A 19,947-nucleotide genomic window follows, 5' to 3' on the forward strand; every position below is an offset into this window, starting at 1 on the left:
CCATGCAAAAAACCCGCGTGCGCGGTCAATCCCGGTGCGACGCAAACCAGACGGCTTTTCGACAAAGTGCAAACCGGGTAGGGGCGAGCGCCATGAGCAACACACCACAGGCCATACCCAAGGCGATCAGGGGCACCCAGGACATTTTCGGCCCCGAAGCCGAGGCGTTCGCCCACGTTGTCGAAACGTTCGAGCGCGTGCGCAAACTTTACCGGTTCCGCCGCGCGGAAATGCCGGTGTTCGAAAAGACCGAAGTGTTCAGCCGCTCGATCGGCGAAACCACCGACGTCGTCTCCAAAGAGATGTACAGCTTCAAGGATCGCGGCGACGAATCGCTGACGTTGCGGCCCGAATTCACCGCGGGAATCGCGCGCGCCTACCTGACCAACGGCTGGCAGCAGTTCGCGCCGCTGAAAGTGGCGACCCACGGTCCGCTGTTCCGCTATGAGCGCCCGCAAAAGGGCCGCTATCGCCAGTTCCACCAGATCGACGCCGAGATTATCGGCGCGGGTGAACCGCAGGCCGATGTCGAGCTGCTGGTGATGGCCGATCAGCTGCTGCACGAGTTGGGCATTGCCGACGGGGTGACGCTGCAACTCAATACGCTGGGGGATGGGGCGAGCCGTGAGGCATGGCGCGCCGCGCTGGTCGAATACTTCCGCGCGCACCGCGCCGACTTGTCGGAAGATTCGCAGGACCGGCTGGAACGCAACCCGCTGCGCATCCTCGATTCCAAGGATTCGCGCGACAAGGTCTTTACCGCCGCCGCGCCGAAGATCGACGATTACCTGAGCGCCGAGGCGCAGGACTTTTTCGGGCAGGTCACCTCCGGGCTGGACGCGGCGGGCGTCGACTGGACCCGCGCCCCGGCACTGGTGCGCGGGCTGGACTACTATCGCCACACCGCGTTCGAATTCGTCACCGACCGGCTGGGCGCGCAAGGCACCGTGCTGGGCGGCGGGCGTTATGACGGACTGATGGAAAGCCTTGGCGGCGCGCCGACCCCGGCGGTCGGCTGGGCTGCGGGGATTGAGCGGCTGGCGATGCTGGTCGCCGATGCGGGCAATCATTTTAAATTACCAGAGGCGCTTGTGGTGCTTCCGGACGGTCCCAATGCAATTCAAAAAGCTACTGCGTTAGCCGCATATCTGCGCAGCAGGCTTCCCGAGTTGATCAAGAAGATCGACCGAGAGCGTTGGAATCGTAACTTCGCGATTGATAATGCGAGTGTGGGTGGATTTGTTGCAAATGGCGACGACGGTTTTAATCCATCAATTGAGATTGCTTTTAAGCATAATCAGAGAAAGCAGTTCGAGAAAGCGAAACGCGACGGTGCCTCGGTAATTGTAACGGTAAGAGACGACGGGCAGCCGTCGCCGCGCACCATGTTGGTGAGCAGCCATCGCACTAAGAAGGACATGGAGTTGGGCGCGTTGGGGATGCACGCTCTGTGGTCGCTAGTTGAAATAGAGTTGGGCGAGGGCGAGTACTCGCTCGTCCACGACACCCGAATCATACTGCCGGAATGAGCGTTTCCGACGCCCGTCTGGCCCAACTCGCCGCGCGGTTTGCGCAGCTTGAGGCGCGGCTGGCGTCTGGCACGCTGGAGGGGGCGGAGTTTGTCGCGGCGAGCCGGGATTACTCCGAACTGGAGCCGGTTGCCCGGATCGCCGCCGACGTCACCGCGATGCGCGCCGAGCTGGCCAGTCTGGCCGAGCTGGACGATCCCGAAATGCGCGAACTGGCCGAGGAGGAAATCGCCCGGCTGAAGGAGGCGCTGCCCGCCGCCGAGCACCAGCTGGCCATCGCCATGCTGCCGCGCGACAGCGCCGATGCGCGTTCGGCCATGCTGGAAATCCGGGCCGGGACCGGCGGCGATGAAGCCGCGCTGTTCGCGGGCGACCTCTACCGGATGTACGAACGCTTTGCCGCTGAGCAGGGCTGGCGGATCGAGCCGGTCAGCATGAGCGCTTCGGAAGTCGGCGGGTTCAAGGAAGTGGTGGCCCAGATCACCGGCAATGGCGTGTTTGCCCGGCTGAAGTTCGAAAGCGGGGTCCACCGGGTGCAGCGCGTGCCGGTGACCGAAAGCGGCGGGCGCATCCACACCAGCGCGGCGACGGTTGCGGTGTTGCCCCAGCCGGACGAAGTGGACGTGCAGATCGAGGACAAGGACCTCAAGATCGACGTCTATCGCGCGTCGGGTGCGGGCGGGCAGCACGTGAACACCACCGATTCGGCGGTGCGCATCACCCACTTGCCGACGAACACCGTCGTCACCTGTCAGGACGCCCGCAGCCAGCACAAGAACAAGGAAAAGGCGATGCAGGTGCTGCGCGCCCGGATCTATGAGCAGATGCGCGAAGCCGCCCACGGCGCCGAGGCCGAGGCGCGCAAGGCGATGGTCGGATCGGGCGACCGGTCCGAACGGATCCGGACCTACAACTTCCCGCAGGGGCGCGTCACCGATCACCGCATCAACCTGACCCTGCACCGCCTGCCGGAAATTCTGGAAGGGCCGGGGCTCGGCGAACTGGTCGACGCGCTGATCGCGGAGGATCAGGCCAAGCGGCTGGCGGCGATGGGTGAGTGACCGCCGCTGACGCCATCCGCGCCGCCACCGCCGCGCTGGCGCAAACCAGCGATACCGCGCGGCTCGATGCCGAAGTGCTGATGGCTCATGCGCTGGGCGTCACCCGGTCGGAACTGTTGCTGCGGCATATGCGCGATGCCGTTCCGGCCACTTTTGCGGCGCTGATCGAACGGCGACAGGGGCACGAGCCGGTGGCCTATATCGTCGGCGAGCAGGAGTTTTTCGGCCTGCCATTCCGCGTCTCGCCCGCTGTGCTGATCCCGCGCGGGGACAGCGAGGTGCTGGTCGAAGCTGCGCTGGCGGCCCGGCCCGATGCGGCGCGGGTGCTCGATTGCGGGACCGGTTCGGGCGCGCTGCTGCTGGCCGTGCTGCATGAACTGCCCGGCGCGACCGGCGTGGGGATTGATCGCAGCGCCGCCGCGCTGGCGGTGGCGAGCGCCAATGCGCAGGCGCTGGGGCTGGCGAACCGGGCGATGCTGGTGCAGGCCGACTGGCACAGCGCAGGCTGGGCCGATGCGCTGGGCGGACCGTTCGATCTGGTGCTGGCCAACCCGCCCTATGTCGAGGATGCCGCCGACCTTGCTGCGTCAGTGCGCGCGCATGAACCGGCAGGCGCGCTGTTTGCCGGGGCGGACGGGCTGGACGATTACCGCGTGCTGGTTCCGCAGTTGCCGACCCTGCTGGCCCCCGGCGGGGCGGCGCTGGTGGAGATCGGCTACACCCAGGCCGAAGCCGTCACGGCCATGGCCGTGCAGGCCGGGATGACCGCCGGGTTGCACCGTGATCTGGGGGGACGGGCGCGCGTGCTGGAAATCAAGATTCCGCTTGGCAAGGGCAGTGCCACCGCGTAAGCGCCGGATCAGACCAGCGCAGGCCGGCCCAATCGGGGCGCGGCGCGGGTCAAATCCAACATTTGCGAACCGCGTGGCACACCGTCACGCAAGCTTGCAGATGGTGGGGCCGCGCTGGCACATTGGGTGTCCGTGGCGATGGGTCATGCACCGGCGTGTTGGCAAATCCCTGGGGTAACCCGGTGGGGCAGCAGGCAGCCGGTAGCTGGATTAGGGACTATCACCCTTGAACAACATTAGCCGTGGCAACAATAACAACAACAATCGTCGGCGTGGCCGGAGCAACCGTCCGGGCGGTACTGGCGGCGGCGGCGGCGGCGGCGGTGGCCAGCAGCAGAACCGGATCGACAGCCGCGCGCGCGGCAATGCGCCCCAGCTGCTCGAAAAGTATCGCAAGCTGGCGCAGGACGCGCACCTCAACGGGGACCGCGTCCAGGCCGAATATTACCTCCAGTTCGCCGACCACTATTTCCGCGTGATCGCCGATGCGCGCGTGCGCCAGGAAGAACAGCGCAAGCCGCGCGATGAGCGCTGGCCGGACGCCGGTGACGAGGGCGACGACAGCGGTGAATTCCATGTCGATAACGATTTCCCCGCGTTCGACCCCCCCGCCAACAACCGCCCCCCGCGCGAAGAGCGGGTCCGCCGGGCAGAGCGTGATGCGCGTGAAGAACGCGAAGATCGCGATGAGCGGGACGAACGCCCCAGCCGCGCCGAACCGGTCGAATCGGCCGCTCCGGCCGTTGATGAAGTGGTTGAGGCGAATCCGTTTGAGTCGCCGGAAAATCCGTTTGTGCGCGAAAATCGCGGCACGCGCGGTCTGCGTCCGCGCCGGGAAGACCGTCTTCCGCGCCGGGATGAACGCCCCGCTGCCGACGATGCCGAACCCGCCGGGCTGGACCCCGCTTCGCTGCCCCCCGCGATCAGCGCGCGGCGCGAAGAACCGGTTGCGGATGCCGCAGCGGATGCCGAAGCCAAGCCCAAGCGTCCCCGCGTCCGGCGCAAGCCTGCGGCGGATGGTGCCGGTGAAGCGCTCGAATCGGTAGGTTGATCGCGCGCTTGGGCCGCTTGGTAACTCTTGCGACCCGCTATCCGCGCCTTGGTGCCCTGGTGCTGGGTGCGGGTGCGGCGTGCGGTTTTCAACCGCTGGCGCTCTGGCCGCTGACCCTGCTGGGCCTCGCCGGACTGATCGCTTTGGTTCACCGCGCCGCCGACTGGCGGCAGGCAGCGCTGATCGGCTGGGCGTTTGGGGTCGGGCACTTCACGGTCGGCAATTTCTGGATCGCCACCGCGTTCACCTATCAGGCGGCCATGCCCGGCTGGCTGGGCGCCATCGCGGTGGTGCTCCTCTCGATTTACCTGGCGGTCTATCCCGCGCTGGCGACTTTGACGGCCTGGCTGATCGCCCGCCGCCACCGGGGTGCGCTGGTGCTGGCACTGGCAGGCGGCTGGACGATCACCGAATGGCTGAGAAGCTGGGTGTTCACCGGCTTCGCCTGGAACCCGCTGGGGATCACCGCGCTGGGGTCGTTCGGGCGGCCGGGACTGGCGGGGCTGGCTCCCTATCTGGGCACGTATGCGCTCTCCGCGCTGATCGTGCTGCTGGCGGCGTGCTGGTGGATCGCGGCAGTGCGCGCCAAGGCTGATTGGCGGGGGATTGCCCTGACCTTGGTGCCGGTCGCGGCCTTGCTGGTGCCGCTTGGCTCCGGTCCGGACAAGGCAGCGACGGGGCGGCCGTTCACGCTGGTCCAGCCCAATATTCCGCAGGATGAACTGAACGATTACACCATGTACGAGGCGAACTATCAGCGTCTCGCCAAGCTTTCTCCAGCGCGCGCCGGGCAAGGCAAACGCTTGTTGCTCTGGCCCGAATCCGGCGTGCCGGATTACCTGCGCGAAGGGTATCCGGACCGCTATTACCTCGATAACTACGGGGCTGATCCGGTGCTGGCCCGCCAGCGACTGGGCCGACTGGCCGGTCCCGGCACGCTGCTGCTGAGCGGGACGACCGACCTTGAAGTGCGCGGCCGCAAGGCCGTTGCGGCGCGCAATTCCGTCACCGCGCTGGATGCAACCGGCACGATCCGCGCCAGCTATGCCAAGGCCCATCTGGTGCCCTACGGCGAATACCTGCCGATGCGCGCGATCCTGACGCCGCTGGGTCTGTCGCGGCTGGTGCCGGGGGCGCTGGACTTCTGGCCGGGACCGGGGCCGCGCACGCTGGAACTGGGCGACTGGGGCCGGGTGGGCGTGCAGGTGTGTTATGAAATAATCTTTTCCGGACAAGTGGTTGACCAAAAGAATCGGCCCGACTTCCTGTTCAATCCATCCAACGATGGCTGGTTTGGCGCCTGGGGTCCGCCGCAGCATCTGGCGCAGGCCCGGCTTCGCGCGATCGAGGAAGGGCTGCCGGTGCTGCGCGCCACGACCACCGGCATCAGCGCCGTGATTGCTGCCGACGGGACGGTCGGCCAGTACATTCCGCACCAGACCGCCGGGCGGATCGACGCCGCTTTGCCGCCTGCATTGGCGCCAACGCTGTTTGCCCGAACGGGCAACGTGCTTCCGCTTGGCTGGGCCGCAGTTCTTCTTGTGCTCTCGTTGGTTGCCAGCCGCCGCAGACGCGGTTAGTAAGCGGACATAAAGATTCCTTTATATCGAGAGAACCATGCGCACCGACTATCTCTTCACTTCCGAAAGCGTCTCCGAAGGTCATCCGGACAAGGTTTCTGACCAGATCTCGGATTCGATTGTCGACCTGTTCCTCTCGAAAGACCCCGAAGCCCGGATCGCCTGCGAAACGCTGACGACGACCCAGCTGGTCGTGCTGGCCGGTGAAATCCGCTGCAAGGGCGTCTACGAAAACGGTGAATGGGCCCCCGGCGCGCAGGAAGAAATCGAAGCCACGGTGCGCCGCACCGTGAAGGAAATCGGTTACGAGCAGGACGGTTTCCATTGGGAAAGCCTTGAATTCATCAACCGCCTGCATGGCCAGTCGGAGCATATTGCGCAGGGCGTGGACGCCGGTGCAAACAAGGATGAAGGCGCGGGCGACCAGGGCATCATGTTCGGTTACGCCACCGACGAAACGCCCGATCTGATGCCCGCGACGCTGTATTACAGCCACAAGATCCTGGAGCGCATGGCGGCAGATCGCCATTCCGGCGCGGCTCCGTTCCTCGAACCTGACGCGAAGAGCCAGGTTACGCTGCGCTACGAAGGCAGCCTGCCGGTCGCCGCGACGGCGGTCGTCGTTTCGACCCAGCACGCACCGGGCTATGACGAGGGCGATAAGGAAGCTGAACTCCACGCCTATGTGAAGCGCGTCGTTGCCGATGTGATCCCGCCCGTGCTGCTGCGCGAAACCGAATATCACATTAACCCGACCGGCAGCTTCGAAATTGGCGGCCCCGATGGCGATGCTGGCCTGACCGGCCGCAAGATCATCGTTGATACTTACGGCGGCGCGGCTCCGCATGGCGGCGGTGCGTTTTCGGGCAAGGATCCGACCAAGGTTGACCGTTCGGCGGCCTATATCACGCGCTATCTGGCCAAGAACATCGTTGCGGCAGGCCTCGCCACGCGCTGCACGATCCAGCTGGCTTATGCCATCGGCGTGTCAAAGCCGCTATCGCTCTATGTCGACACCCATGAAACCGGCACGGTTGGCGATGACAAGATCGAAGCGGCGATCATGCAGATCCAGAAGCTGGGCGGCCTGACCCCGCGCAGCATCCGCACGCATCTCGGCCTGAACAAGCCGATCTATCGCCAGACGGCGGCATACGGTCACTTCGGCCGCAAGCCCGAAGGCGACAGCTTCCCGTGGGAGCGCACCGATCTGATCGATGACCTGAAGGCCGCGCTGGGCTGAACGAAGCGCGCTTCTGAACACGGACAGGGCGGCCATTGGCCGCCCTGTTGCGTTTCAAGCCTTGCTTACCGGCCCACGGAGACTGCACCACTCCCGCTCATGGTGAGGAGAGACTGAGCTTGTCGAAGGCTCGTCTCGAACCACCCGCGCCGCGTTCGTCCTTCAAGACGCCATTTCGGCAGGCGCAATGGCTCCTCAGGATGAGCGGGGCTGGTCGGCTACACCCAGTCCCTGGCGCCGATAATCCGCCGTAATTGCCCCGGCGGCGGCCAATTCTTCCTCGTGGCTGGCCTCGCGCCAGTCCTCTGCCAGCGCGGCGGCTTCCCATTCCAGCATGGCGGGATGCGCCAGAATGTGGTCGACCCACGCCTGTCCCTTGCCAACGTCCAGTCCGTATGTCCGAATGCGATAGGCGACCGGGGCATAGAACGCATCGGCAGCGCTGAACTCCGCGCCAGCCAGCCACGGTCCGCCAAAGCGGGCAAGGCCCGTTTCGAACAGTTCCCGCACGCGCACGACATTGCGCCGCAACCCTTCGCTCATCGGCTTGGGGGTGACCCGCACACCGACGTTCATGGTGCAATCGCTGCGCAAATGCCCGAACCCGCCGTGCATCTCCGCGACCGCGCCCTGTGCGAAAATCAGCGCGTCCTCTTGCGCTGGCCAGACGCCGGGATGGCGCTCGGCCAGATAGAGCGTGATGCCGAGCGAATCCGCGATCTTGCGGTCGCCATCAATCAGCAACGGCACTTGCCCGGTGGGCGAGAACCGGCGGAAGTCCTCGTAGTTGTCGGGCTTGGTGAACGGTTCCAGCCGGTCGGCAAAGGGAATGCCCAGCGCCTTCATCAGCACCCACGGGCGCAGGCTCCAGCTGGAATAGTTCCGGTTCGCGGTGATCAGGGTATAGGCCATCAGTCCCCCAGCATGGCGTTCAGGCCCATGACGGCCTCGGCGAATTCCTCGCGGAAGTCCTGCACCACCTGACGGCAGCTGCGCTCCGCTTCGATCAGGCCGACCCCCTGACCGACGAAGTAGCTGACCAGATCGCGCGCCTCGGCATTGCCGTTGACCACCGCCTTTTCGATGTGGGCAAAGCTGGGTTCGGATACCATGCCCATCAGCGGCATCGGCAGGGTGCCGGGGCTGTCGGGACCGTCCCAGGCTTCGTGCCAGGCTGTTTTCAGCTGGCGCGCGGGTTTGCCGGTGCGGGCCTTTGAGCGGACGGTATCGCGGCTCCGCGCGGCGACCATCTTGGCGCGGAAGGTCTCGCTGGTTTCCGCCTCAGGCGTGGACAACCAGACCGATCCGCACCACGCGCCTTGCGCGCCCGCCGTCATCATCGCCGCCATCTGCCCGCCGGTCATGATCCCGCCCGCGGCCAGCACCGGAATGTCATGCCCGCCTTGCTTGAGCGCGCGGACGACTTCGGGGACCAGCACCAGCGTCGATACTTCGCCGCAGTGCCCGCCAGCTTCACCGCCCTGCGCAACGATGATGTCCACCCCCGCTGCCGCCTGCCGCAGCGCGTGTTCCTTGGCGCCGACCAGTGCCGCGACGGGAATCCCGCGCCGCTTGCCCTCGGCGATCATCTGCGGCGGGGCGATGCCCAGCGCGTTGGCGATCAGCTTGATCGGGTGGCGGAACGCGACTTCGAGCAGCGCTGCGCCGTTTTCAGGTGTGATCCCGGCACCTTCGCGCATCCGGGTGGCCTCATCCGGGGCAATCCGAACGCCGTATTGCCCCAGCAGATCGGCGGTAAAGCGCTTGTGCTCATCCGAAATCGCAGCGGCGCGCTGGGCGTTGCTGGTGAATTCAGTGACGCGCGGGTCAACCGTTTCGGGCACCAGCACATCGACGCCGTAGGGGCGGCCATCGATGTGCGCGTCGATCCACGCCAGTTCCTGCTCAAACTGTTCGGGCGTATAGGCCGCCGCGCCGAACACGCCGAAGCCGCCAGCCTTGCTGACCGCCACGACCACGTCGCGGCAATGGCTGAACGCAAACAGCGGAAAATCGCAGCCGGTCATCCGGCACAGGGCATTATCCATTTTTCTCTCCCAGGTTGGGAGCGATCATGGCGCGCAAGATAAGTTGCGGCAAGCCACCTTTCAGTGGTTGCCGCAACCCGGTTCAGGCGATGTAATGCGCGGTCGTGCGGCTGGCCAGTTCCTCCGCCGTCACGCCCGGCGCCAGCTCGATCAGCTGGAACGGCGAGGCATGATCGGGGCGGCGGAATACGGCCAGATCGGTGATCAGCAGATCGACCACGTTGCGGCCCGTCAGCGGCAGGGTGCAGGCGGGCACGAACTTGGGCGTGCCGTCCTTGGCGCAGTGTTCCATCACGACGATGATCTTCTTCACCCCCGCGACCAGATCCATCGCGCCGCCCATGCCCTTGATCATCTTGCCGGGCACCATCCAGTTGGCGATGTCGCCGGTTTCGGACACTTCCATGCCGCCCAGCACCGTCAGGTCGATCTTGCCGCCGCGAATCATAGCAAAGCTGGCCGCGCTGTCGAAATAGGCCGAGTGCGGCAACTCGCTGATCGTCTGCTTGCCCGCGTTGACCAGGTCAGCATCGATTGCGTCCTCGGTCGGGAAGGGACCAATGCCCAGCATCCCGTTTTCCGATTGCAGCGTCACGGTCATGCCGGCCGGCACGTGGTTCGCCACCAGCGTCGGGATGCCGATGCCCAGGTTCACATAGAACCCGTCCTGCAGTTCCTGCGCGGCGCGGGCCGCCATCTGGTCGCGGGTCCAGCCCTTGGTCAGTCCATCATGCTTGGTCATCAGCCGACATCCGTGGTGCGAGTGGTGCGAAACTCGATTTTCTTGTCGTACGGCGCGCCGCAGATCAGGCGCTGGACGTAGACGCCCGGCAAGTGGATCGCATCGGGATCGAGCTGGCCCGGTTCGACGATTTCCTCCACTTCAACCACGCAGACCTTGCCGCACTGCGCAGCCGGCACGTTGAAATTGCGTGCGGTCTTGCGGAACACGACGTTGCCGGTGGTGTCGGCCTTCCAGGCCTTGACCAGCGCCAGATCGGCGAAGATGCCCTGTTCAAGGATATATTCCTCGCCGCCAAAGGTCTTCGTTTCCTTGCCGTCGGCCACGAGCGTGCCAACGCCGGTCTTGGTGTAGAAGCCCGGAATCCCGGCCCCGGCGGCGCGCATCCGTTCGGCCAGCGTCCCTTGCGGGCTGAATTCGACTTCGAGTTCGCCCGACAGATACTGACGCTCGAACTCTTTGTTCTCGCCCACATAGCTGGCGATCATTTTCTTGACCTGGCGGGTACGCAGCAGCTTGCCGATGCCTTCGTTGTCGATGCCCGCGTTGTTGCTGGCAAAGGTCAGGCCGGTCACCCCGGAATCGCGGACCGCATCGAGCAAGCGTTCGGGGATGCCACACAGGCCAAAACCGCCGCACGCGATCAGCAGGTCGTTGCGCAACAGGCCATCAAGCGCGGCTGCGGCGTCGGGGTAGATTTTGCTGGCCATGTGCCCTCCCAAGGTTCCGGACGATCTCTAGCGCGCCTGATCAATCCGGACTAATGATTGTTTGTTTCTGAAATCGATAAGAGTTGTTGATGCGTAAGCTGGCCATCTATCACCTTGAAACGCTGGCGTGGATTGCCCGGCTGGGCACGTTCCGCGCGGCGGCAGAGCGGCTCAACACCACCCAGCCTGCCATATCGGCGCGGGTGCGTGAAATCGAAAACCAGCTGGGGATCGAGATTTTTCGCCGCGAAGGGCGCGGGGTGGTGCTGACTGCGCGCGGGCGGCAGCTGGTGCAGGATTGCGAGCCGCTGCTGGCCGGGTTCGAACGCGCACTGATGGAGGCCGGCGGCTTTGCCGGGGCAACCGGGGTGGTGCGGATCGGCGCTGGTGAAATCGCGGCGGCCAGCTGTTTGCCGGGGTTTGTGCAGGAACTGGAACGCGACCTCCCGGGCGTCACGCTGGAGGTCGATCTCGATCTGACCGCGCGGATGCTCCAGCACTTGCTGGGCGGCACGCGCGATATGGTGTTTCTGGCCGGGCCCGTCGCCAGTCCGGGGTTGCAGACGGCGCCGATCGGCGCGGTCGGGCTGGTCTGGCTGGCCAGTGCGGCGACGGTTGCGGCAGGCGGGTTTGCACAGGCCCTGCCGGTGTGGTCGGTGGGGGAGCATTCCCCGATCCACCGCGTGATGGTGCAGTCGCTGGCGGACGGTCAGGTGCCGTATCGCTCGATCAACACCTGCAACAACGTCCAGACGATGATCGAGATCATCGCGCAGGGGCTGGGCGCGGCGATCTTTCCCGAAACGATGGTCCGCCCGCAGATCGAGACCGGGGTGCTGGCCGAAGTCCTGCCGCCTCCCGCAGCGCAGCTTCAGTTCGAAGCCGCGATCCGGGCGGGTGAGCGCGATCCGGTCATTCTGGAACTGTTCCGCCGGGCGGGAAGCCTGCGGATCGAATAGGGCGGCGTCAGCCCAGCGTCAGCCCCAGCACCGCCGACAAGTCGGTCAGCGCCTGCTCGCCGCTGGTTACCTTGATCGCGTGCATGCCCAGGTGCGCAGCGGGTTTACAGTTGATGCCCAGGTCATCGAGATAAATACAGGCAGCCGGTTCCAGCCCCAGCTTTTCACACATCATCAGGTAAATCCGCGGATCGGGCTTGCGCACGCCGGCCTTGCTGCTTTCGATCACGTGTTCGAACCGTGCAAATACCAGTTCATAGGCGTCGGCCTTGTCCCCGCTGCGCGCCATTCCGGCGCCGTGGCCGGAGGGGACGTTGTTGGTGATGCAGCCCAGCCGGTATCCGGCGCCTGCCAATGTATCCAGCGCACTCACCATCGCGGGGCGGATGCTGCCGGATAGCACCGCCAGTACCGCGCTGCCTTCCAGTGCATGACCCAGCGCGGCAGCCTCGGCTGCGAATCGTGTGTTAAACGTCGCCGCATCGATCTCTGCCCGCTCAAACAGCGCCCAGGCGTTGGTATCGGGATTGGCGGCGTTGACGCGGCGCACGAAATCCTGCGGCAGGCCACGTTCGGCTTCCAGGCGGTTGAAGGCCTCGAACGGGGAAGCGGTAATGACGCCGCCAAAATCGAAAATCACGGCCTCGAAGCGGCGAACCATCTCTGACATCCTATTTTGCTTTCATACAGTAATCGGGGCCGCAGTGGCCGATCGAGAAAATTGACGCAAGTCATGGTGCGTGGTGGTATGATTTGCCACGGTTGCAGGAAGTAAAAAGGGAGACACTGTCATGCGTTCCATCCTTGTCCAGGCCGGTCGTGATCCGGGCATGTCGGCTCGGCTCGACACGGCGATGAATATTGCGCGGGCGCATGAGGGGCATGTGACCTTGCTGCTCGATACGCCGATCGACCGCTACGTTACGGTCGATCCTTATGGCGGCACTTATGTCGCGCGCGATGCGCTGGAGGCGGCGCTGAAAGAGGATGACGCTTTGGCCGAGGCATTTGCCGGCCGATTGCAGAACGACGACGTCCCGTTCGATATCGCCCAGTATGAATTACCGCCGGTGGATGCGCTGGCCAGCGGCGCGCGGCTGGCGGACATAACGGTGGTTTCGCGTAGCGGCGGACTTTCCGGAGATCTGGCGATGGTGTCCCGCACGCCAGTGCTGGCGTTGCCTGATTCCAGGGCACTCCAGCTGCCGATCGGTGTTGCCTGCATCGCCTGGGACGGCGGTGATGAGGCTGCGCATGCGCTGCGTGCTGCGGTGCCGCTGCTTCAGGGGGCCGGGGCCGTGCATGTTTTGACAGTGCTGACCGACAAGGCGGAGGGTTTCCCGCCGACCGATGCACTGCGTTATCTGGCGCGGCACGATATCAAGGCGGAACTGCACGAACTGCCGCGCGGCAATTCGATCGAAGAAACCCTGGCCACGGCGTCGGCACAAATGGGCGTGCAATTGATGGTCATGGGTGCTTACGGCCACAGCCGGGTGCGCGAGTTCCTGTTTGGCGGCGTAACGCGATACTTCCTTGAGGAGCAGGCCGCGCCGCCGCTGCTGTTGGCGCATTGAGCGACGGCGATTCGCCCACCACATTTTGGTGCAGCGCATCATAACTTAAGTGGTAGTAATTAAATCGAGTGGGAAAGGGGCGGGTAACTCCGCCCTTTTTCCTTGAAAAATATGGCTTATTGCGTGGATGTGAACAGATGTTGCAAAATACGCAACACCGAATGATCTTTTCGCACTTGCACAAAATCAGGTCTGGAGGCACTTAGATCGTGCCTTTCAGGCATCCTCTCCCAAAACTTCAATGGCCCGGTCGGCAACGACCGGGCCTTTTTTTGTCCGCGATTCGCGGGGGTAGATCGGGTGCCCATTTGCAAACCTGTCCGGCAGTTCCTAGCTTTGTATCGGACGGTCCATCACGGATCGGTGCAGGACAAATCACATGGCCGATGCAGGCACCCCGGTTAACACCGCCATCAAACTTCAGGTTGCCGCCGCGCGCCAGGAAGAAAGCGGGCAGGGCATTGCGCGCCTGCCCAAATCGACGTTTGCCGCGCTGGGCATCATCGAGGGCGATGTCGTGGAAATCGCGGGCAAGCGCAACACGGCGGCCCGCGCGGTCGTCGCCTATGCCGAGGATGAAGGGCTGGAGGTGATTCGGCTGGACGGGTTGCAGCGCGCCAATGCCGAAGTCGGATCGGGCGACCATGTTCAGGTCAGCAAGGGCGAATCGCGGCCCGCCCAGCGCGTCGTGTTCGCGCCCGCCCAGCGCGAAATGCGGCTGCAGGGGCCGGGACAGGCGCTGAAGCGCAACTTTTTCGGTCGTCCGCTGGTCGCGGGCGATCTGGTCGCGACGACGGGTCAGACCCAGGTGCGCGATATGCCGCCCGAAGTCGCCAGGATGCTGAATGCGCCCGCCTTTGCCTTGACGCAGATTCGCCTGACTGTGGTGGCGACCGTGCCCAAGGGCGTGGTCCACATCGACGAAACCACCGAAGTCGAACTGCGTGAGGAGTTCGAGGAAGCGAGCACCGGGCGCGGCGACGTGAACTATGACGACGTTGGAGGAATGGGGGACACGATCCGCCAGCTGCGCGAAATGGTCGAACTGCCGCTGCGTTACCCGGAATTGTTTACCCGGCTGGGGGTCGATCCGCCCAAGGGCGTGTTGCTGCACGGCCCGCCGGGAACCGGCAAGACGCGCCTGGCCAAAGCCGTGGCGAACGAAAGCGATGCCAGTTTTTTCACCATCAACGGGCCCGAAATCATGGGCTCTGCCTATGGCGAGAGCGAACGGCGCCTGCGCGAAGTGTTCGAGGAAGCGGCCAAGGCTGCGCCGTCGATCATTTTCATGGACGAAATCGATTCGATTGCGCCCAAGCGCTCCGGCACGCCGGGCGAAGCGGAAAAGCGGCTGGTCGCGCAATTGCTCACGCTGATGGACGGGCTGCATTCCCGTTCAAACATCGTGGTGATCGCGGCCACCAACCGCCCGGACGCGCTTGACGAGGCGCTGCGCCGCCCCGGCCGGTTTGACCGGGAAATCGTGATCGGCGTGCCGGATGAAGGCGGACGGCGCGAAATCCTGGGCATCCACACCCGCGGGATGCCGCTGGCCGAAGGCGTGGATCTGGATGAACTGGCGCGTACCACGCACGGTTTTGTCGGAGCAGACCTGGGCGCACTGGCGCGTGAAGCCGCGATCGAAGCCGTGCGCCGGATCATGCCGCAGCTCGATCTGGAAGCACAGACGATCCCGCCCGACGTGCTGGAAGCGCTGAATGTCACGCTTGATGATTTCCGGGCTGCGCTCAAGCGGGTCCAGCCTTCGGCGATGCGTGAAGTGATGGTGCAGGTGCCCAATATCGGCTGGTCCGACATTGGCGGCGCGGGCGATGCGCAGGATAAACTGCGCGAGGGGATCGAACTCCCGCTCAAGAACCCCGAGGCGTTCCGGCGGCTGGGCATCCGTCCGGCCAAGGGGTTCCTGCTCTATGGCCCGCCCGGAACCGGCAAGACCTTGCTGGCCAAGGCCGTGGCGAAAGAGAGCGAAGCGAACTTCATCTCGATCAAGTCGTCCGACCTCTTGTCCAAGTGGTTCGGTGAAAGCGAACAGCAGATCAGCCGCCTGTTCGCCCGGGCGCGGCAGGTTGCCCCGTGCGTGATCTTCATTGATGAAATCGACAGTCTGGTCCCCGCGCGCGGCAGCAGCGGGAACGAACCGCAGGTCACGGCCCGCGTCGTGAATACGATCCTGGCTGAAATGGACGGGATGGAGGAATTGTCCAGCGTGGTCCTGATCGGCGCGACCAACCGGCCGGGACTGGTCGATCCGGCGCTGCTGCGGCCGGGGCGGCTGGACGAGCTGGTCTATGTCGGCACGCCCGATGTGGCCGGGCGCGAACATATCCTGAAAATTCACACCGCGAAAATGCCGCTGGCTGCCGATGTCGATCTGGCGAAAATCGCACACCAAGCCCATCGCTTCACCGGCGCAGATCTGGAAGACGTGGTGCGCCGCGCCGGCCTGTGCGCCATCCGCCGGAGCGGCGCGGAAGCGGACGAGGTGACGGGGGCTGACTTTGTCGCGGCCCTGGCCGATTCGCGCGCGACCGTCAGCGCCGAGATGGAAAGCGAATACCTGAAACTGAAAGGTGAGCTGAAAAAGCGCGCGGCTGAAGTTACCGCGACGCAGATCGGGTTCCTGTCACCGGGCATGGTCAGTTCAACGCGGGAAAAGAAGCACAGCTGATCCTCCTCCCGCCGGGGGGAGGATCACGTTTCGGTGCAGAGTGCGCTCGGCATATTCTCGCGCAGCCATTCCAGCATGGCCTCGCGCATGGCGTGACGCAGGCGGGCCAGTTCGGTCGGTCCGTCGGCGCTCATCACCAGCTTGAGCTCGACCGAACCGACGCGGGCTTCGGACACTTGCAGCGCGGCGGTGCGCTTGTCCCAATCGGGATTGGCGGCCAGCGCGGCCTCGTAAGCCGCCCGGATCGGCGCGATTTCGCTGCCGGGGCGCACTGGCAGCACCACCGATCCCGTCAGCCCCAGCCCGACGCGGGTCCAGTTCTGGAAGCTGGAATCGAGGAACTTGGCCGTTGGCACGATGATCCGGCGTTCGTCGGCGGTGCGGATCACCACGTAGCTCAGGCGGATGTCCTCGATCCGTCCGCTTTCATTGTCGATTACCACGAAATCACCGATCCGGATCGGCTCGGTCAGCGCGATCTGTATCCCCGCGATCAGCGACTTCAGTGCCGGCTGTGCGGCCAGACCGAATGTCAGGGTGGCAAACCCCGCCGATGCGATCAACGTCACGCCGACGTTGCGCACGGCCGGAATGCTGAACAGGATCAGCGCCACGGTCACGAACACGACCATGAACCCGGCCGAGCGCGAAAATAACGCAATCCGGGTGCGGCGGCTGCGCGCGGCGACGGGATCGGCGTGCACCCCGGCATGGACTTCCAGCGCCGCAGCAAGCGCCTTGACCATTGCAAAGGCAACCCAGCCCATCAGTGCGGGCACCAGGAAGCGGGCCACCGTATCCCAGCCGCGACCGATCAGCCCGTTGGCTTCCGCCGCGACGGAAATCGCCACTGCCACCAGCGACCAGCGCAGCGGGTGGCGCAGGCGGGCAAAGACCAGTTCGTCAGCGGTGGAGGCGGATAACCGGGCGGCGCGGTCAAGCAGCTTGAACAGCACAAAATGAAAACCCAGCGCCGCGCCAGCCGCGATGGCAACATGAATGCCAGCCAGGGTCAGCGCTTCGGACCAATCCAGCATCTGGCTGACAGAAGGGAGCCTGTCCGACATCAGTGCGCCGCCCCCCAGCTGGCGCCGGTCCCGATTTCCACGCCCAGCGGGATTGACAGCGGCACCGACGGTTCGGCCGCTCCGGCCATCACGGCGCGGATCACGTCGGACGTGGCGGCCACATCGGCCTGCGGCAATTCGAACACCAGCTCGTCATGGACCTGCAGCAGCATCCGGACATGGCCCAGCCCAGCCGCCGCCAGCGCGGGCATCATCCGCACCATCGCGCGCTTGATGATATCGGCGCTGGTCCCCTGGATCGGCGCGTTGATCGCGGCGCGCTCGCTGCCCATGCGTTCGTTCGGGTTGCTCGATCCGATGCGCGGGAACCAGCATTTGCGGCCAAACAGCGTCTGCGAATAGCCGTTGGTGCGCACGCTTTCGAGCGTGGCGTGGATGTAGGCCCGGATGCCGGGGAAGCGCTCGAAATAGCGGTCGATCATCGCCTGCGCCTCATCCGAGGAGACCCCAAGCCGACCGGCCAGCCCCCAGCGGCTGATGCCATACAGGATTGCAAAGTTGATCGTCTTGGCGCGTCCGCGCGTGTCGCGGTTGACTTCTCCGAACATTTCCAGCGCGGTGCGGGCGTGGATGTCCTCACCGGCGGCGAAGGCTTCCTTGAGCGCGGGCACGTCGGCCATGTGCGCGGCGAGCCGCAGTTCGATCTGGCTGTAGTCCGCCGCCAGGATCACGTTGCCGGGTTCGGCGACGAAGGCGTCACGGATCTGGCGCCCCAGTTCGGTCCGGATCGGGATGTTCTGGAGGTTGGGTTCGGTTGAGGACAGCCGCCCGGTCTGCGCGCCGACCAGGCTGTAGCTGGTGTGGACCCGCCCGGTATCCGGGTTGATAGCGGCCTGCAACGCTTCGGTATAGGTTGAGCGCAGCTTGGAAAGTTGCCGCCATTCCAGCACCTTGTTCGCGATTTCGGCGCCTTCGCCCGCCAGCCGCTCCAGCACGCTCAGGTCGGTCGAATACTGCCCGGTCTTGCCTTTCTTGCCGCCTTTGTAGCCCAGCTTTTCGAACAGGATTTCACCCAGTTGCTTCGGACTGCCGATGGTGAATTCCTGTCCGGCCAGCGCATGAATCTCGCCGTCCAGCTTGGCGATTTCGGCGGCGAACGTGGCGGACAGGCTGGCCAGCCGTTCGCGGTCGACCCTGATCCCGTGGCGTTCCATCTGCGCGACGACCGGCACCAGCGGGCGGTCAACGCGCTCATAGACGCGCGTGGCGGCCTCTGAGGAGAGCCGGGGCCGCAGCAAGGCGTGCAGCCGCCAGGTCACGTCGGCATCTTCGGCGGCATATTCGGTCGCACGGTCCAGCGGGACTTCACCGAACGGGATCGCCTTCTTGCCGGTGCCGCACACGTCCTTGAACGCCAGGGTGGTGTGGCCGAGGTGGCGGGCGGCCAGTTCGTCCATCCCGTGGCCGCCGCCAATGCCGTCCTCGCCGCGCCCGGCGTCCAGATCGAAGCTCATCACCATCGTGTCATCGACCGGGCTGACGGCGATGCCGTAACGGGTCAGGACATTCAGATCGTATTTCGCGTTCTGGCCGATTTTCAGCACTGCATCGCTTTCCAGCAGCGGCTTCAGCCGGGCGAGTGCGGCGGCGCGGTCCACCTGCAGGGGTTTTTCCGCGAACATGTCGGTTCCGCCGTGGGCAAGCGGGATATAGCACGCCTGATTCGGACCGACTGCCAGGCTGATCCCGACCAGATCGGCACGCATCGCGTCCAGCGCGCTGGTTTCCGTGTCGAACGCCACCACCCGTGCGGCGAACGCGCGGGCGATCCACTGGTCAAGCTCATCCAGCGTCTGCACGCAGGCATAGCCGCTGCGGTCCACCGCGGGCATATAGGGCAGCGGCTGGCGCGTGCCTTCGGTGCTGGCCCCGGCCCCGGCGGTGACCGGTTTGGCGGGATTGAGCTGGGTCTTGCGTTCGGGGCTGCCGCGCCCGCCGTCCAGCCGTTTCAGCAGACTGGTGAACCCGTGGTCTTCCAGGAACGACACCAGCGGCGCGGGCGGAATTGCGCCCAGCTTGAAATCATCAAGCGGCACCGGCAGGACGCAATCTTCCTTGAGCGTGACCAGCACGCGGCTGAGCCGCGCCATATCCGCGTGTTCGATCAGGTTTTCGCGCAGCTTCGATGGCTTCATGCCGTCTGCCGCCGCCAGCGCGGCTTCAAGGCTGCCGTGTTCCTGAATCAGCTTGGTTGCGGTCTTGGGACCGATTCCGCGAATGCCGGGGATATTGTCGACCGCATCACCCATCAGCGCGAGGACATCGCCGACCAGGGTGGGGGGCACGCCGAACTTTTCCTGGACCTCCGGTTCCTCGATCCGCTGGTTCTTCATCGTGTCCAGCATCTCGATCCGCCCACCCGCATGGGGGCCGATCAGTTGCATCAGATCCTTGTCCGATGAGACGATCGTCACGTCCCAGCCGCGTTCGCACGCGGCGCGGGCATAGCTGGCGATCAGGTCGTCGGCTTCCAGCCCCTGTTGCTCGATGCACGGCAGGCTGAACGCGCGGGTGGCATCGCGGATCAGCGGGAACTGCGGCTTCAGGTCTTCGGGCGGCGGCGGGCGATTCGCCTTGTAGAGCGGATAGATGTCATTCCGGAACGATTTGCCGGACGCATCGAGGATCACCGCCAGATGCGTTGGCCCTTCGGCCTTGTTGAGGTCATCCGCCAGCCGCCACAGCATGGTGGTGTAACCATAGACCGCGCCGACCGGCACGCCATGCTGGTTGGTGAGCGGCGGCAGGCGGTGATAGGCCCGGAAAATATAGGCCGAGCCATCAACGAGATAGAGGTGCTGCTTGGATTCCATCGCGCC

16 protein-coding genes are annotated in these 19,947 nt (G+C 65.0%); 9 read left to right on the plus strand and 7 right to left on the minus strand.

The window, feature by feature from the left end:
* The first annotated feature begins 92 nt into the window (after positions 1-92).
* The 6 genes from hisS (at position 93) to metK (ending at position 7,315) form a co-directional block, all read left to right on the plus strand.
* Positions 93-1,529 (plus strand): histidine--tRNA ligase, encoded by a 1,437-nt coding sequence (gene hisS, locus Q8Q53_RS13725; RefSeq protein WP_305702387.1) that lies wholly within the window; start codon positions 93-95, stop codon positions 1,527-1,529.
* Complete coding sequence (gene prfA / locus Q8Q53_RS13730) at positions 1,526-2,590, plus strand: peptide chain release factor 1 (RefSeq protein WP_305702346.1); 1,065 nt, start codon at positions 1,526-1,528, stop codon at positions 2,588-2,590. Before hisS ends, prfA begins: the two co-directional genes overlap by 4 nt.
* Complete coding sequence (gene prmC, locus Q8Q53_RS13735) at positions 2,587-3,441, plus strand: peptide chain release factor N(5)-glutamine methyltransferase (protein ID WP_305702347.1); 855 nt, start codon at positions 2,587-2,589, stop codon at positions 3,439-3,441. Before prfA ends, prmC begins: the two co-directional genes overlap by 4 nt.
* A gap of 226 nt (positions 3,442-3,667) precedes the next feature.
* Positions 3,668-4,492, plus strand: a complete 825-nt coding sequence (locus tag Q8Q53_RS13740) for a DUF4167 domain-containing protein (protein WP_305702348.1) — start codon at positions 3,668-3,670, stop codon at positions 4,490-4,492.
* An 8-nt stretch (positions 4,493-4,500) separates the two neighbouring features.
* Positions 4,501-6,072 (plus strand): apolipoprotein N-acyltransferase, encoded by a 1,572-nt coding sequence (lnt, locus tag Q8Q53_RS13745; RefSeq protein WP_371136565.1) that lies wholly within the window; start codon positions 4,501-4,503, stop codon positions 6,070-6,072.
* 37 nt (positions 6,073-6,109) lie between these two features.
* A complete protein-coding gene (gene metK, locus Q8Q53_RS13750; RefSeq protein ID WP_305702350.1) occupies positions 6,110-7,315 on the plus strand; it encodes a methionine adenosyltransferase in 1,206 nt (401 codons plus the stop codon).
* Between the two features lie 195 nt (positions 7,316-7,510).
* Here metK and Q8Q53_RS13755 read toward each other — a convergent pair whose 3' ends face one another.
* From Q8Q53_RS13755 to Q8Q53_RS13770, 4 genes are all read right to left on the minus strand, one after another.
* Positions 7,511-8,227, minus strand: coding sequence for a glutathione S-transferase family protein (locus tag Q8Q53_RS13755; protein WP_305702351.1), 717 nt, complete (start codon positions 8,225-8,227; stop codon positions 7,511-7,513).
* Complete coding sequence (locus Q8Q53_RS13760) at positions 8,227-9,363, minus strand: nitronate monooxygenase family protein (protein WP_305702352.1); 1,137 nt, start codon at positions 9,361-9,363, stop codon at positions 8,227-8,229. Before Q8Q53_RS13760 ends, Q8Q53_RS13755 begins: the two co-directional genes overlap by 1 nt.
* A gap of 82 nt (positions 9,364-9,445) precedes the next feature.
* The gene (locus Q8Q53_RS13765; protein WP_305702353.1) at positions 9,446-10,105 is read right to left on the minus strand and encodes a 3-oxoacid CoA-transferase subunit B; all 660 of its coding nucleotides are present in this window, start codon (positions 10,103-10,105) and stop codon (positions 9,446-9,448) included.
* Positions 10,105-10,815 carry a CoA transferase subunit A gene (locus tag Q8Q53_RS13770; RefSeq protein WP_305702354.1) on the minus strand — a complete coding sequence of 237 codons (711 nt, stop codon included), beginning with the start codon at positions 10,813-10,815 and terminating at the stop codon, positions 10,105-10,107. Before Q8Q53_RS13770 ends, Q8Q53_RS13765 begins: the two co-directional genes overlap by 1 nt.
* Positions 10,816-10,904: 89 nt before the next feature.
* On the opposite strand from Q8Q53_RS13770, the gene Q8Q53_RS13775 reads away from it, so the two are divergent.
* Positions 10,905-11,774: a LysR family transcriptional regulator gene (locus tag Q8Q53_RS13775; protein WP_305702355.1), complete on the plus strand. Its 870-nt coding sequence runs from the start codon at positions 10,905-10,907 to the stop codon at positions 11,772-11,774.
* Between the two features lie 7 nt (positions 11,775-11,781).
* On the opposite strand, the gene Q8Q53_RS13780 is transcribed toward Q8Q53_RS13775, so the two are convergent.
* Positions 11,782-12,444 (minus strand): HAD-IA family hydrolase, encoded by a 663-nt coding sequence (locus Q8Q53_RS13780; RefSeq protein ID WP_305702356.1) that lies wholly within the window; start codon positions 12,442-12,444, stop codon positions 11,782-11,784.
* Positions 12,445-12,565: 121 nt separating this feature from the next.
* On the opposite strand from Q8Q53_RS13780, the gene Q8Q53_RS13785 reads away from it, so the two are divergent.
* Together Q8Q53_RS13785 and Q8Q53_RS13790 are read left to right on the plus strand one after the other, a co-directional pair.
* Positions 12,566-13,351 carry a universal stress protein gene (locus Q8Q53_RS13785; protein WP_305702357.1) on the plus strand — a complete coding sequence of 262 codons (786 nt, stop codon included), beginning with the start codon at positions 12,566-12,568 and terminating at the stop codon, positions 13,349-13,351.
* Positions 13,352-13,730: 379 nt separating this feature from the next.
* Complete coding sequence (locus tag Q8Q53_RS13790) at positions 13,731-16,040, plus strand: CDC48 family AAA ATPase (protein ID WP_305702358.1); 2,310 nt, start codon at positions 13,731-13,733, stop codon at positions 16,038-16,040.
* Positions 16,041-16,063: 23 nt separating this feature from the next.
* Here Q8Q53_RS13790 and Q8Q53_RS13795 read toward each other — a convergent pair whose 3' ends face one another.
* The gene (locus Q8Q53_RS13795; protein ID WP_305702359.1) at positions 16,064-17,107 is read right to left on the minus strand and encodes a mechanosensitive ion channel family protein; all 1,044 of its coding nucleotides are present in this window, start codon (positions 17,105-17,107) and stop codon (positions 16,064-16,066) included.
* Positions 17,107-19,941 (minus strand): DNA polymerase I, encoded by a 2,835-nt coding sequence (gene polA / locus Q8Q53_RS13800; RefSeq protein WP_305702360.1) that lies wholly within the window; start codon positions 19,939-19,941, stop codon positions 17,107-17,109. Before polA ends, Q8Q53_RS13795 begins: the two co-directional genes overlap by 1 nt.
* Positions 19,942-19,947 lie beyond the last annotated feature (6 nt).

The organism is Novosphingobium sp., assembly GCF_030699305.1.
Taxonomy (GTDB): Bacteria; Pseudomonadota; Alphaproteobacteria; order Sphingomonadales; family Sphingomonadaceae; genus Novosphingobium.

Coding starts and splice junctions, on each gene's coding strand:
- Q8Q53_RS13765 (WP_305702353.1), bottom strand. CDS start 10,105: ATGACCAAGCATGATGGACTGACCAAGGGCTGGACCCGCGACCAGATG.
- Q8Q53_RS13770 (WP_305702354.1), bottom strand. CDS start 10,815: ATGGCCAGCAAAATCTACCCCGACGCCGCAGCCGCGCTTGATGGCCTG.
- metK (WP_305702350.1), top strand. CDS start 6,110: ATGCGCACCGACTATCTCTTCACTTCCGAAAGCGTCTCCGAAGGTCAT.
- Q8Q53_RS13795 (WP_305702359.1), bottom strand. CDS start 17,107: ATGTCGGACAGGCTCCCTTCTGTCAGCCAGATGCTGGATTGGTCCGAA.
- prfA (WP_305702346.1), top strand. CDS start 1,526: ATGAGCGTTTCCGACGCCCGTCTGGCCCAACTCGCCGCGCGGTTTGCG.
- Q8Q53_RS13790 (WP_305702358.1), top strand. CDS start 13,731: ATGGCCGATGCAGGCACCCCGGTTAACACCGCCATCAAACTTCAGGTT.
- Q8Q53_RS13780 (WP_305702356.1), bottom strand. CDS start 12,444: ATGTCAGAGATGGTTCGCCGCTTCGAGGCCGTGATTTTCGATTTTGGC.
- Q8Q53_RS13785 (WP_305702357.1), top strand. CDS start 12,566: ATGCGTTCCATCCTTGTCCAGGCCGGTCGTGATCCGGGCATGTCGGCT.
- Q8Q53_RS13775 (WP_305702355.1), top strand. CDS start 10,905: ATGCGTAAGCTGGCCATCTATCACCTTGAAACGCTGGCGTGGATTGCC.
- Q8Q53_RS13760 (WP_305702352.1), bottom strand. CDS start 9,363: ATGGATAATGCCCTGTGCCGGATGACCGGCTGCGATTTTCCGCTGTTT.
- Q8Q53_RS13755 (WP_305702351.1), bottom strand. CDS start 8,227: ATGGCCTATACCCTGATCACCGCGAACCGGAACTATTCCAGCTGGAGC.
- hisS (WP_305702387.1), top strand. CDS start 93: ATGAGCAACACACCACAGGCCATACCCAAGGCGATCAGGGGCACCCAG.
- polA (WP_305702360.1), bottom strand. CDS start 19,941: ATGGAATCCAAGCAGCACCTCTATCTCGTTGATGGCTCGGCCTATATT.